The following is a 13119-nucleotide window of genomic DNA, read 5'->3' as shown; positions in this document are numbered from 1 at the left end:
GTGGTCGCCGAGCTGGCGCGCTACGCCCAGAAGTGGGCCGACAAGCTGCAGCGGCGCCGCTGCGACCTCCAGCATCGCCCCCGCGCCGGCGCGGACGCGCAGCGCTACGGCGAGAACCTGTTCGGCGCCAGCGGCCAGGCTGCGACCGCCGAGCAGGTCGTCGCCGCCTGGGTCGCCGAGGTCGCGGGCTATGACGCCAAGACCGGCCGCTGCCGCGGCATGTGCGGTCATTACACGCAGGTCATGTGGCGCGACAGCCAGCGCGTCGGCTGCGGCGTGGCCACCTGCGGCGACGCCGAGGTATGGGTCTGCAACTACGATCCCCCCGGCAACTTCCTCGGGCAGAAGCCCTACTGACAGTGGCATCCACGAATGCTCGGTGTCCCCGACTCGCACCCTCGCCGACAGTCGTCACACCTTCACCTGTGCCCGCGCATACGGGTGATGGACCGATCTGCGTGGGATCGGCGGAGCCGGCGCCGGCGCTGGACAGTCGCTACAATCGCAGCTCCGGAGTACTTCGTGATGCTGTTCAAACACCGTTCGATACGCAGTCTCGTGGTCGCTGTCAGTTGCCTCGCCTCCGTCGCAATCAGCCCGACGGCCGACGCCAAGAAGGGCGGAGAGGACGCCGGCAAGCGCCTCTCCGACCGGGCCGAGATCGCCGATCTGACCTACTGCTACGCCGAGGCCACCGACGCCATCGGCAATGGTGACTTCGCCAAGGGCAAGGCGACCTACAAGGAGTGCTTCACGCCGAACGCCCAGATCGGGGCGTACTTCCCGGGCGCCGATCCGAACGGCCCGCCGGGGGTCGGGGCGGTAGGTCCCGACGCGTGGGCGGTCGAGGTCCAGAACGTGTTCACCAACAGCGGTTACGTCGCGACCCATCACCTCATCAGCAACGTCCGCATCGATCTCGACGGCAACACCGGCACCATGACGTCGTATCTCAGCGCCACGCACGTCATCGATCCGGACGGCGCCATCGAGGTCGCGCACGGCACCTACTTCGACACCGTCGTGCGCACCAACCAGGGCTGGCGGATCGCCAAGCGCAAGCTCATCCTGATCGACTTCGTGCGCCTCGAGTCGCCTGCGCCCTGAGCGCTCGGACTGGCCCCCAACTCGCCCGGGCTGGACAACACGTCCGGCCCGCCGTACGGTCTTCCGCCGCGCAATAGGCGTTCGCGCGCCGCCTCGCCCCGCCGTATCCACCGCATGGCCACCGAATCGCAACGAGCCGCGCTCGACCGCATGACGCGGGCGCTCCACCTCTCGGGCGCCGCCGTCCTCGAGTTCGAGGACCTCGGCGCCGACGACCCGCTCGCCGCCGACGCCCCCGCCTACTACAGCGACCGCGTCTGCCGGCTGCTCGGACGCGACGGCGACGTCCCGCCCGTGGTCGGGACCTGGCTCGCCGCGGTCCACCCCGACGACCGCGACAAGCTCCGCGTCGTGCGACGCGAGCAGCTGCTCACCGCCGGCGCTGCCACCTTCGAGTACCGCGTGCAGGTCGGCGGCGCCACGCGCTGGTGGCAGGAGCAGAGCGAGGCCACGTCGACGCGGCCGGGCCGCGCCTCGCTGGTGGCCGTCGTCCGCGACATCACCGACGAGCGCGCCGAGCAGGAAGAGGTCCGGCGCTCGGTCGAGCTGCTGCGCCAGACCCAGGCCGCCGGGGCCGTCGGCGGCTGGGAGGTCGACCTGGTCAACAACACGCTCTACTGGACCGAGGAGACCCACCGCCTCCACGAGGTCCCGCCCGGCTTTGTCCCCGACCTCGCCACCGCGATCGACTTCTACGCCCCCGAGCACGTGCCGATCATCTCGGCCGCGGTCGAGCGCTGCATGCAGGGCGAGCCGTACGACGTCCAGCTCGAGATCGTCACCTTCCTCGGCAACCGCCGCCACGTCCAGGCCGCCGGCGTCCCGTTCTTCGAGGACGGCAAGCTGACCCGCCTCTACGGCATCTTCCGCGACATCACCGAGCAGCGCCGCCGCGAGGACGAGCTGCAGGCCCAGATCGAGATCATCGCCCGCCAGGACAGCGCGATCCGCCAGCTCTCGACGCCGATCATCCAGCTCTGGGACGACATCCTGACCCTCCCGCTGCTCGGCACCATCGACGCCGCGCGGGCCGCCCACATCATGGAGCGGCTCCTGGGCGAGGTCACCCGCACCCGCGCGCTTCGCCATCCTCGACCTCACCGGCGTCGAGGCCCTCGACGAGACCACCGCCGACCACCTGCTCCGCCTCGTCCGCGCCGTCGACCTGCTGGGCGCCCGCGGCGTCCTGTGCGGCCTCCAGCCCGCCGTCGCCGACGCCCTCACCTCGTCCGGCGTCGAGCTCGCGGGCGTCGTCACCTACCGCAACCTGCACGAGGCCCTGCAGCGCTGCCTGCAGGCCGGCCCGGCCCGCCGCCCGGGAGCGGCGCGTTCGGACATGTCGTCGCGGCCATGACCCCGAGGACATGCCCCGACGGGCATGTCTCTCGGGCCAGCCGAATCACGGCACCAGCGTGATGCGGTCGAGCGCCGGCGGCGACACCGGCGAGTGGTCGGCGAAGTAGTCCTGCAGCGCCTGCATGTCGGTCACGCCGCCGACGCGGTCGGTGCCGGCCTTGAACACGCTGAAGCCGTCGCCGCCGTCGGCCAGGTAGCCGATGGTGCCGACGCGGTACTCCTGATCGGGCACGATCGCTACCCCGTTCAGCTCGATGCTGGCCGGGTCGACCTTCGACCCGACCGGCGCGCTCGCGCTGTACGCGTACGAGAAGCCCGCCGACACCTGCAGGATGTTGTCCTGCTGGCCGTCGGCGAACTGCTGCTCGAGCAGCGCGTCGATCTGCGCGCCCGTGAGGGTCAGGACCACCAGGTTGTTGCCGAACGGGTTGACCGCGAACGCCTCGCCGTAGGTGACGATGCCGTCGACCGGCTCGCCGCCCGACTTCGGGTAGGCCAGGTCGGCCCGCACGCCGCCCGGGTTCATGAGCGCGAGCTCGGCCCCGCCGAGGATCGGGTCCTGGGTGGCGTCGAGCATCGCGTCGGCCACCACCGCGCCCATCGTCGACAGGCCGGGCGAGTCGTCCGGCGCGGACTTCTCGAGCGTGGCGGTGATCGTGCCGATCTGCTGGTTCGCCAGCGGCGCGGCCAGCTGCTTGTACATGGCGACGAACGCCTCGATCACCGGGTCCGCCGACTCGCGGGTGACGATCACGTTCTCGGCCGTGGCCATGGTCACGTCGCCGGTCTTGCTGCTGATCTCGAGGTCGATGTCGGTCAGCACGCGGCCGAACGAGGCCCCGCTGGTCACGATCTTGCCGTCGATGACGCAGTTGTAGGCCTGGTGGGTGTGACCGCTGATGACCACGTCGACCGCGTCGTCGAGGCCCTCGACGATGTCGACGATGGGGCCCGAGATCCGGGGCACTCGTTGTAGAGGCCGCTCTGCAGCCCGCCCTCGTGGATCAGGACCACGATCGTCTCGACGCCGACGCCGGTCAGGATGGGCACCAGCGCGTTGACCCGCTCGACCTCGTCGACGAAGGTGAGGCCGACGATCCCGCCCGGCGAGACGATGCTGCCGGTCGCCTCGAGCGTGAGGCCGATGAAGGCGATCTGCACGCCCTCGACCATGCGCAGCGCGTAGCTCGGGAACAGGGTCTCGACCGGGTCCTCCTGCGTCAGCACGTTGGCGGCCAGGAACTGGAACTCGGCCCCCGGGAACGGCGTGTCGTCGCCGCAGCCGTCGATCGGGTGGCAGCCGCCGCCCTGCATGCGCAGCAGCTCGTTGGCGCCGTCGTCGAACTCGTGGTTGCCGACGGCGTTGAAGTCGAGGCCGATCGCGTTCATCGCCTCGATCGTCGGCTCGTCGTGGAACAGCGCCGACACCAGCGGCGACGCGCCGATGAGATCGCCGGCCGAGACCACGATCGTGTTGGGGTTCTGCTCGCGCAGCGCGGCGACGTGGTGGGCCAGGTAGGCCGCGCCGCCGGCGTCGACCGACGTATTGGCGTCGATCTTGACCTTGCCGCCGCTGCCGCTCGGCGGCTCGAGGTTGCCGTGGAAGTCGTTGAACGCGACGATCTGGACCTTCACGAAGGTCTCCTCGCCGGTCGTCTCGGTGGTCCCGTCGGTCGTCGCGTCGGTCGTCCCGACCGTCGTCTCGCCGGCGGTCTCGGTGGCCGTGGTGTCGGTGCCGGTGCTGGTGACGCCGTCGGTCGTGTCGGTCCCGACCGTCGTGGTGGTGCTCGTCGTCGTGCCCTCGGTCGGGTCCGGACCGGTCGTCTCACTCGCCGTCGTGTCCGTGCTCGTCGTCCCGGTGGGCGGCGTGTCGGTAGTCGATGTGGTCGGCCCGCCGTCGGTCGTGCTCGTGCTCGTGTCGTCGGTCGTCGTCGGCTGCGTCGCCGAATCACCGCCGCTCGCACCGCACCCGCTCGCCGCCAGCGCGAGCGCCCACGCGGGCGCGCGCAGGGGTTGCATCCAATTCATCTGCATAAGTCTTGGGCTCCCGAAGTCGGGCGTGCATACCACGAGGCTCCGCGGCGAGGTGTCACGGTCGCGCCAAGCTCACGCCGCTGCCGCCATTCACTGGAGCTTCCCCCGGGGCGTCGTGGGGCCTGGCCCGAGCCGCGCGAACCCGCGATCGCGGGGGAAAGCCCCCGCTTCCACCTCCGAAGCCGAGTGGGTGTCTCTCGAGGCATCATCGCATTCGCGGCGCGACGATGCTCGGCGCATTGCGGGCACTCGCGTCGTCGCAATCATCAGACCGTCGATTCGGCGACCGTCGCGGCGGCTCGACCCGGCGCCTCGCGGGCGAAGCCGCGCCCCGCGTCGCCGAGGATCGGCCCGCGGCCCGGCCCCGGCTCGCGTGCGAAGATCCGGGAGCGACCAGTTCCCTCGACGCCGGCGCGGCTGACCGGGCCGCGCCCTCGTCCTAGCTCACAGCAATCCGTTCAGTGTGGACCGCGCGGCGCCGTGCTACCAGAAGCCATGTCCGATTGGACCCGAGAGAGCTCGTGCGCGCGCTCGACAGCCGCGATCCGGCCGAACTGCAGGCGCTGGTGACCGAGCTCGAGCCACCGGTCATCGCGGCCCGCGCCCTGCTGTTTCACAGGAAACCGTGGCTCCGCGTCGGCCCCGAGCGCAGCAAAGAAGACGACGTGCAGTCGGTGCTCACATACCTGTTTAATCGCGACGCGAGGGTCCTGCGGAAGTTCGGCGAGAGCCCCGATTTCGTCCACAAGGAGGGCGCGCTGCGGCGATTCGTGATGGGGGTCACGATGCTTTGCTTGCAGAAGCTGTGTCGTAAACGGGCCCTCGCCTGGGAACTCCTGGAAGAGGACATGACCTCGACCGACCCCAGCGACACCACCGGCTCGAGCATCGAGGTGCTCGACCGCTTGATGGACGCCAAGCGGGCCGTGGGCGCGCTGTCGCCGAGCGACCAGGAGCTCTTCGCGCTCATCTATGACCAGCAACTGTCGCAGGACGAGCTGTGCGAGCGGCTCGGCATCTCGGCGCAGACCTATCAACAGCGCAAATCGCGGCTCCTGCGGCGGCTCGCGCAGTTCTTGAGGCCCCAGGGAGGTACGGCATGAAGGCCCCGACGAACCACTCGAATCCGGACGACGACGCGCTCGACGCCAAGCTGCGCGCGCTCGAGGACATCCCCGAGCCGTGGCTGGCCGTCGGCGAGGGCCGCACGACCTCCGAGGCCGCGTTCCCCGACGATCCCGCGCTGCGCGAACAGCTGGCGCCGCTCGATCCGGCCGCGCGCTCGCGCATGGCCGCCCACGCGCTCGCCACCCTCTCGGCCCCCACGCCGCCGACCGAGCTCCCGCGGCCCGCTCAGGCGGCCCCGGCCGAGGCTCCGCGACCGGGCAACGTCGTGCCGCTGGCGCCGCGGAACACTCGCTGGCTGCGCTGGACCGCCCCGCTGGCCGCCGCGGCCGCCGCGGTGCTGCTGGTCGTCTTCCGCCCCTCCGGCCCGGCCGGCGACGGCACCGGCGCGGGCGAAGTGCGCGTATTCCCGGCGCTGCGCGGCGACGAGGCCGGCGGCGCCGAATTGCGGGTCACCGGCGGCGATCACTTCTACTTGCAGTGCCGCAGCGACGATTCGCTCGAGGTCGTCGCGGTGCGGGCCACCAAGGCGGGCGAGCCCGCGAATCAGCGGATGCTCGGCGGCAAGCCGGCGCCGCAGGACGGGCGCGGCCAGGCCTTGCACGTCCTCGCCGACCTCGGCCGCGGCACGTGGGAGGTGACCTGCGGCGCGCGCAACGTTCAATCGGGGCAGTTCGTGTGGCTCGGCCCGCCCGCGCGGCTGATCGTCGAATAGTCATTCGGTGCAGCGATGAATCCGGCGATCCTGGCGGCGGCGCTGTGGCTCCGGGCGACCGGCCTCGAACCGCCGATCGATCCGGCCGCCGCGCTGCGCGAGGAGCGACGCGCGGCTCACCGCGCCGGCGATCCCCGGCGCGAGCTCGACCTCGTCGACCGCGAGCTGGCCGCGCTCGCCGGTGATTCGCCGGACCGCCTGGCGGCCGCCTGCGACGCCGCCCAGGCCGGGTTTCGCGTGTGCGGCGAGCGGCTGCCCGAGCTCGGCTGCGCCGGCGAATACCTGCAGCGCTACGCCGACGCCGGCTGTCTCGCCGACCCGCTGCAGCTCCCGCGCCATCACTTCATGTGGGCGCTGCACTGGCAGCGGCAGATGGACTTCGCGGCCGCGCTGGCGGCCCTGCGCCGCGTCGTCGAGGCCGCCCAGCCGCTGCTGCTGGCCCGCCTGTTCCGCCGCGATGCACAGGGCGCGGCGGAGCTCCTCGACCTCACCCGCGACCTCGCCGCCGCCGCCGCGCTGCGCACCGAGCTCGCCGCGCACCTGCGCAACCGCGTGGCCTGGGACCGCAGCTTCGCCGCGCTCTCGCTGTTCCTCGACGTCCTCGCGCGCGAGGGCGACGCCTACGCCGCGGCGGTCCTGCGCAATCAGATCGCCTGGGGCCTGCTCGTATTGCGCGAGGCCGGGCTCGCGGGCGCCGATCCGGTCCCGCTGCTGACCTCGGCGCTGGCCACCTTCACCGCCGACGGCACCCGCGACCGCTCCCAGGCCGACAACGTGCGCATCAACCTCGCCCTCGCGGCCCTGCAGCGCGGCGCCCTCGACGAGGTCGAGCGCGTGCTCGCCGGCCTCGGCGACGCGGCGATGAGCCCGGAGGAGCGCATGTGGCTGCACATCATCCGCCTGCGCGCCGCGCTCGCCCGCGGCCGCGTCGACGAGGCGATCGAGTGGCAGGCCGCGCTCGCCGGCGCCGACCTCGGCGAGGTCGTGCCGATGGGCGAATGGTTCGTCGCCTGGACGCGCGGCCTCGTCGACGAGGCGCGCGGCGATCGTGACGCGGCGATCGCCGCCTACGAGGCCGCCGAGGCGGTGCTCGAGGCCCACGCCCACGCGCGCAACGTCGCCGCTTACGGCGCGGCCGCCGACGGCCGCTATCGCATGTTCGCCGCCACCACCCGGCGCCTGCTCGACCTGCGCCTCGGCGACGGCGACGACGGGGCCGCGCTGTCGCTGGCGCGGAACGCCCGCAACCGGGCCCTGCGGATGCACGCGCGCGAATGGTGCCAGGAGGCCGAGCGGCCGCGCGACGACCTGCCCGGGCCCGGCGCGCTGCACTTGTTGTATTTCCCGCTCGACCCCGCCGGCGCCGACGACCTCGCCCCGTGGGTCGGCTTCGCCGTCACCGCCACCGGTGTGCGCGCCGAGGCGCTGCAGGTCGCGCCGCTCTCCGGCGATATGCACCGCCTGTCCGAAGAGACACTCTCGACATTCTCCGAGCAGCTGCTCGCCCCGTTCGAGGCTGACATCGCCGCCGCCGAGGTCGTGACGATCTTCCCGACCGACGCCCTGCACGCCCTGCCGTTCCACGCCCTGCCGTGGGACGGCGGCATCCTCCTCGACGCGGCGCCGGTGCAGTACGGCCTCGACGTCGCCGCCTGCGGCGAGCCTGCTCCGGGCAACGGCGGGGCCCTCGTGATCAGCGGCAGCGACTATTCACTGCCCGAGGAGGGCCGCGCGGTGACTGCCGCCCTCGCGGCCGGCGGCGTGCGGGTCGACCACCGCGCCGCCGACTCGCCCGAGCCGTTCGCGCCGCTCCTGACCGGCGGGGCCGCGCTCGCCCACCTCGCCGCGCACGGCCAGCACCCGGCCGACGAGGCGGTGTTCGCCGCCGACGTCCAGCTCGCCTTCGGCGGCGCCCACGTGCTCACGCGCGAGACCATCCTGGCCGCGCCCGCGGTGCCGCAGGTCGTCTACCTGTCGGCGTGTCGCTCCTCGTTCGTCGACGCCGACACTCTCGGCGGCGGCCTCAGTCTGGCGCACGCCTTCCTGCTCCGCGGCGCGCGGCAGGTCGTCGGCTCGGTGCGCGACGTCGACGCCGACGCCACCCGCACCTTCGCCCTCGAGTTCTACGCCGCGCTCGCCGGGCTGCCCCCGGGCGACGTCGCCGAGGCCTGGCGAGCCGCCTATCTCCGGCCCGCGCGACCGTCGAGCCGAGCCTTCAGGACGACCTGCGGATGCTGCGGTTGTTCGTGCCGTGATCGTTGCAGGCGCACCGAGGACGACGATGGAGCATTGAGCCAAGGGACCCCGATCGGACGTCGCAGAAGCGAGCAGTGACACCGCTCACTGTCATGGCGAAGTTTCGCGTATCAGTCAGGCCCGGCGCGTGGGCAAGACCTCGATACAGGAGCTCACCATGGTTTACGCGCGATTTCGTCCATCGCCCTCTCGGTCCTGGCGAGCGCTGCGCTCGCCAACCTCCTCGCCTGCGATGTCGAGCCCGACGTCGAGCTCCGCGAGCTCGACGGCGAGGGCGACGCGCCGCTCGACGAGAGCCCCGGCGGCAGCTATTGCCGCGGGTGCGTCACCGACTTCCGCGTCGTCCCCTCGGAGACCCCCGGTCAGGCCCACCTCGAGCTCTGCGTCGACCTCGCGGTCAAGCGCGTCGACAGCGTCAGCACCCTGCCCGGCGCCGCCGGCAACCCGGCGTGGTTCGCCGGCATCGACTGGTCGCTGTGGAACCCCGCCAACGCCGAGGTGGTGTGCGAGGACTGCGATTACCAGGTCACCAGCTCCTCGCTCGGGGGCCACGCGCTGCTGCGGATCTCCGACCTGCCCACCGCGATCACCGACGACCTCACCGGCATGGACATGGTGCTCGGCACCGGCCTCAGCCCCTACCCCGAGAACCTGCGCGAGTTCCCCAGCGTGAGCATCAGCGACGCCAGCGGCCCGTGGAGCTGCGGCAACCTCGGCAACCTCGAGCTCACGGGGGCGCCCGATCCCGGCGGCGTCGGCGACGACGAGATCCAGCCCGACGACGAGATCGCGGCCGCGGCGGTCCACATCGCCTACGACTGGCCGCACGGCGGCGTGCGCTCGTGCAGCGGCGTGCTCGTGTCGCCCACCCAGGTGCTGACCGCCGCGCACTGCTTCCACGCCACCACCGCCCCCAAGCACCTCAAGCTCAGCGTCGGCGAGCGCGCGCCGGTGCTGCAGCCGAACGAACCCACTTTCGGCGCCGTCTCGATCACCACGCACCCGAGCTGGAACGGCGCCAAGCCGGCCCTCAAGTTCGACCTCGCGATCGTCGAGCTCGACCACAAAGTCTCCGTCCCGCCCGTCGCGCTCGCCGGCTTCGATCCGCTCCCCAACTGCGTCGCCAAGGTCGAGGCCTACGGCTTCGGCGTCGGCGCCGTCGCGGCGGACATGTTCGACTGGGGCATCCTGCGCAAGGTCGGGCTCCTGGCCCAGCCCAAGCTCTGCGTCGATGCGGGCGGCCAGCACTGCATCGACACCGACACGCTGCTCGCGTACACCCCGCCGGGGGGCTTCGCCGCCGACGCGCACGGCCTGTGCCACGGCGACAGCGGCGGCCCCGTGGTCGCCACCTGCGGCGATTATCGCCAGGTCGTCGGCGTCACCGCGGCGCGCGTGCTCGCGGTCCCCGACAACCGCGACATCCCCGACGAGACCCCGCTCGAGCCGCTCGCCGCCGCCTTCGCCTTCACGCACCACAACGTGTGCGGCCGCGACGACGCCGTCGGCTTCGCCGCCACGCGCCTCGACAGCCCCGAGGTGCAGAGCTGGCTGGCCGCCACGCTCGGGTGGCCGGAGATCATCGAGGTCCCGCTGAGCAAGTTCTGACGCATCCGCGGCGCGCGCCCGCACCGGACCGCTCGCGCCCGCGCGGGCGGATCCGCGTGTCCTGCCACAGATCGTGCGCGAACCCGAGACTGGCGCGCATGCCCCTCGCGCTCTCGACCCCCGCAACCTCCTTCCTCTGGCGCTCGCGTCCGTGCTCGCCGCCTGCCCCAAGCCCGACGATCCCGAGCAGGACGACGGCTCGGGCGCGCCGGGCGACAGCGAGACCGCGGGCGCCTCCGCCCCGGGCGACACCGCCGAGGTGGCCCCGACCACCAGCACGACGACCGGTGCCGACGAGCCCACCAGCACCGCCACGAGCGAGAATTCCACCACGGGACAGGACCCTTCGGACAGCACCACCGCGGCCGACACGAGCACCGGCGAGCCCGACTTCGGCCACTGTCCGTACGCCCCGGACGGCGTCGACGTCACCCTGACGCGCGTCGAGCAGGGGCTCGCCACCGACCTCAGCGCGCGCGAGTGCGGCGCCGTCGAGCAGCTCTCCGGCCTGCAGGTGATCGCCGCCGGCGTCGATCACCTCGCGGTCTCGGTCTGCGCGGACGCGACCTGCGGCGCCTGCGACCCCGCCGCCACGCTCGACCTCGCGCTCGCAATCCCCGACGGCCTGGTCGGCCTGCCGGCGCAGCTGGCCGCCGGCGACTGCCTGCAGCTGGGCGTCGAGTGGAGCCGCGCGGGCGCCGACCCGACGCAGTGCGAGGTCGGCGGCCTGGCCGTGGTCGGCCTCCGCCGCGGCCACCCCGAGCCTGTCCCGAAGTTCATGTACCGATCCACCGGCGCCGTGCCGCACACCGACCCGGTCGGCCCCTTCGCGCTCACCGGCCTCCTCCACGGCCCGGGCGCGATCGCGTGCCCCTGCGCCGGCGACTGCTGCCCCGAGCCCCCGGGCGCGCGCCGGCTCCGCTTCATCGCCGCGCTGTGGAACGCCGAGATCGAGAGCCCGCCCGTCGACCCCGGCGCCACGATCCCGCTGTTCCTGTTCGGCACGCCGGAGGGTGATGACCTCTACGGCGACCTCTCCCTCGCGCGGGCCGACGTCCCCGGCGACTGCGACGCCCAGCCGCGGTACGAGTGGCTCCTGAGCGTCTCCCCCGGCTGAGGCCGCTGAGCGCCCCGGCCCCGGGTGGTAGCATGCGCGGCCGATGATCGTCACCAGTCCGGCGGACTTCCTGGCCGCCCTCCCCGAGCAGATCGAGGCCCGCGGCGCGTGGGGCAAGCCGACCATGTCGGCCGCCATGGTCGTCAGCCCGATCGGCTTCCGGCTGAGCCCCGAAGCGACCGACAACGCCTACATGCAGGCCGGCGAGATCGACGTCGAACGCGCCTTCGCCCAGCACCACGGCCTCGTGCGGGCCCTCGGCGCCTGCGGCCTGCCCGTCCTCGTCTTCCCCGGCCGCGCCGGCCTCGACGACGCGGTGTTCACCAACAACGCCTTCGCCACCATCCCCGACCGCCTGATCGTCGGCTCGATGCGTCACCCGGTCCGCCGCGCCGAGGCCGCGCGCGACGACGTGCGCGACCTGTTCACCTGGACCTTCGGACATGCCCTCACGGACATGACACAAAAGCCAGGCGTATCCGAGCTGACGGGTCCGCTCGTGATCGACCGCCGGCGCGGCCTCGGCCTGTGCGGCCTCAGCCAGCGCGCCGACGAGCTCGGGTGCGCCGCCATGCACACCGCCTTCGGCCTGCGCCTGACCTTCCGCTTCGCCCTGCAGCCGAGCGAGTACCACACCAACGTGGTCCTCGCGGTGCTGGCCGGGCGCGCCTGCGTCCTCCACCCCGGCTCGTTCGCCGACCCGGAGGTCCCGGCCGCGATCGCCCGCGCCTACGAGGGTCGCACCCTCGAGCTCGACGACGCCGAGAAGCAGGCCTTCGCCGCCAACTGCATCGCCGTCTCGGAGCGCGACCTGATGCTCAGCGCCACCGCCTTCCGCGCGCTCCGCCCGGCCTCGCGCGAGGCGCTCGAGCGCTGGGAGTTCCGCCTGCTCCCGGTCGAGGTCGACGAGTTCGAAAAGGCCGGCGGCAGCCTGCGCTGCCTGATCGCCGAGATCTTCTGACCCCTCGGCCCGCCGATCGACAGGCCGATTCAAGACGACGCGTTCGCCCGAAGTCGGCTTCGCCGAGCCCATCGCTATCACCTGCACTTCGGGACAGGTGACCATCCTCGTCGCCTCGCGCTCGGGTCCGGCGGCGACATCGGTGAGCGCCGGTCCGCAGCCGCGAAGGTCGGCGCGTCCGCGCGCCGCCGTGCGCCTCGCGACCCGCTGATAGACTCCCTGCGCCATGCGGACGCTCTCGATCTCCTTGCTGCTGCTCGTCGCCTGCAACGGCGGCGGCGGCCCCGGCGACACCGACGCCTCGACCGCCGCCTCGACGACCTCGACCTCCACCGCGGACGCGACCACGAGCACGACAGCCTCGACCGACTCCGCCGGCACCAGCGGCGACGAGCCCGTCACCGACACCGCCGCGCCCACGACCTCGACCGCGACCAGCACCACCGGTCCCGTCGATCCGTCCGCGACGACCACCGGCACCACCGACGACAGCACTACCGGCGAGCCGGTCGAGCCGCCGGGCATTCACTACGTCGGCCGCCACGACGACAGCGATCCGAGCGCCATTCGCATGAGTTGGTCGGGCGTCGGCGCGGTCGTCCGCTTCGACGGCACCGACCTCCACGTCGACCTCGACGACAACGGCCGGTGGTTCACCGTCGTCGTCGACGGCGAAGTCCAGCCGCCGCTGAACACCCAGCCCGGCGCCCAGACCTACCCGCTGGCGACCGGCCTCGCCCCCGGCGAGCACACCGTCGAGCTGTACCGCCGCACCGAGGGCTCGTTCGGCGTCACCACCGTCCTCGGCTTCGACGTCGGCGGCGAGCTGCTCGCCCCCGC

11 protein-coding genes and 1 pseudogene are annotated in these 13119 nt (G+C 72.7%); 10 read left to right on the top strand and 2 right to left on the bottom strand.

Annotation, left to right across the window (positions count from 1 at the left end; genetic code table 11):
• The 3 genes from OV079_RS57255 (at position 1) to OV079_RS60570 (ending at position 2523) form a co-directional block, all read left to right on the top strand.
• The gene (locus OV079_RS57255) at positions 1-357 is read left to right on the top strand and encodes a CAP domain-containing protein (RefSeq protein WP_267766427.1); all 357 of its coding nucleotides are present in this window, start codon (positions 1-3) and stop codon (positions 355-357) included.
• 201 nt (positions 358-558) lie between these two features.
• Positions 559-1107 carry a nuclear transport factor 2 family protein gene (locus tag OV079_RS04405; protein WP_267766426.1) on the top strand — a complete coding sequence of 183 codons (549 nt, stop codon included), beginning with the start codon at positions 559-561 and terminating at the stop codon, positions 1105-1107.
• A 114-nt stretch (positions 1108-1221) separates the two neighbouring features.
• Positions 1222-2523 carry a PAS domain-containing protein gene (locus OV079_RS60570; RefSeq protein ID WP_267766425.1) on the top strand — a complete coding sequence of 434 codons (1302 nt, stop codon included), beginning with the start codon at positions 1222-1224 and terminating at the stop codon, positions 2521-2523.
• Here OV079_RS60570 and OV079_RS04395 read toward each other — a convergent pair.
• Positions 2507-3370, bottom strand: coding sequence for a bifunctional metallophosphatase/5'-nucleotidase (locus OV079_RS04395; protein ID WP_267766424.1), 864 nt, complete (start codon positions 3368-3370; stop codon positions 2507-2509). The genes OV079_RS60570 and OV079_RS04395 overlap by 17 nt on opposite strands.
• Entirely contained in the window at positions 3310-4491 is a 1182-nt protein-coding gene (locus tag OV079_RS04390; RefSeq protein ID WP_267766423.1) for a metallophosphoesterase family protein, read from the bottom strand. Before OV079_RS04390 ends, OV079_RS04395 begins: the two co-directional genes overlap by 61 nt.
• Positions 4492-5018: 527 nt before the next feature.
• Between OV079_RS04390 and OV079_RS55560 the strand changes: the two genes are divergently transcribed.
• From OV079_RS55560 to OV079_RS57240, 7 genes and pseudogenes are all read left to right on the top strand, one after another.
• The gene (locus OV079_RS55560) at positions 5019-5600 is read left to right on the top strand and encodes an RNA polymerase sigma factor (RefSeq protein ID WP_267766422.1); all 582 of its coding nucleotides are present in this window, start codon (positions 5019-5021) and stop codon (positions 5598-5600) included.
• Positions 5597-6337 carry a hypothetical protein gene (locus OV079_RS04380; protein WP_267766421.1) on the top strand — a complete coding sequence of 247 codons (741 nt, stop codon included), beginning with the start codon at positions 5597-5599 and terminating at the stop codon, positions 6335-6337. The genes OV079_RS55560 and OV079_RS04380 overlap by 4 nt, the downstream gene beginning before the upstream one ends.
• Before the next feature lie 15 nt (positions 6338-6352).
• The gene (locus tag OV079_RS04375) at positions 6353-8671 is read left to right on the top strand and encodes a CHAT domain-containing protein (RefSeq protein WP_267766420.1); all 2319 of its coding nucleotides are present in this window, start codon (positions 6353-6355) and stop codon (positions 8669-8671) included.
• 423 nt (positions 8672-9094) lie between these two features.
• Positions 9095-10201, top strand: coding sequence for a trypsin-like serine protease (locus tag OV079_RS04370; RefSeq protein ID WP_267766419.1), 1107 nt, complete (start codon positions 9095-9097; stop codon positions 10199-10201).
• A 151-nt stretch (positions 10202-10352) separates the two neighbouring features.
• Entirely contained in the window at positions 10353-11318 is a 966-nt protein-coding gene (locus OV079_RS04365) for a hypothetical protein (RefSeq protein ID WP_267766418.1), read from the top strand.
• A gap of 43 nt (positions 11319-11361) precedes the next feature.
• Positions 11362-12279: an arginine deiminase-related protein gene (locus OV079_RS04360; protein ID WP_267766416.1), complete on the top strand. Its 918-nt coding sequence runs from the start codon at positions 11362-11364 to the stop codon at positions 12277-12279.
• 226 nt (positions 12280-12505) lie between these two features.
• Positions 12506-13102 (top strand): annotated as a pseudogene (locus OV079_RS57240) (hypothetical protein); the annotation flags it as partial.
• Positions 13103-13119: the final 17 nt, after the last annotated feature.

The sequence above is a fragment of the Nannocystis pusilla genome, from assembly GCF_026626665.1.
GTDB lineage: Bacteria > Myxococcota_A > Polyangia > Nannocystales > Nannocystaceae > Nannocystis > Nannocystis pusilla.
Note: the sequence above shows the minus strand (reverse complement) of the source record. Positions and strands in the feature narration are given on the sequence as shown.

Excerpts from the sequence above, each read along its gene's own strand:
- OV079_RS04390 (WP_267766423.1), bottom strand. The coding sequence starts at position 4,491 with ATGAATTGGATGCAACCCCTGCGCGCGCCCGCGTGGGCGCTCGCGCTG.
- OV079_RS04360 (WP_267766416.1), top strand. The coding sequence starts at position 11,362 with ATGATCGTCACCAGTCCGGCGGACTTCCTGGCCGCCCTCCCCGAGCAG.
- OV079_RS60570 (WP_267766425.1), top strand. The coding sequence starts at position 1,222 with ATGGCCACCGAATCGCAACGAGCCGCGCTCGACCGCATGACGCGGGCG.
- OV079_RS04375 (WP_267766420.1), top strand. The coding sequence starts at position 6,353 with ATGAATCCGGCGATCCTGGCGGCGGCGCTGTGGCTCCGGGCGACCGGC.
- OV079_RS04380 (WP_267766421.1), top strand. The coding sequence starts at position 5,597 with ATGAAGGCCCCGACGAACCACTCGAATCCGGACGACGACGCGCTCGAC.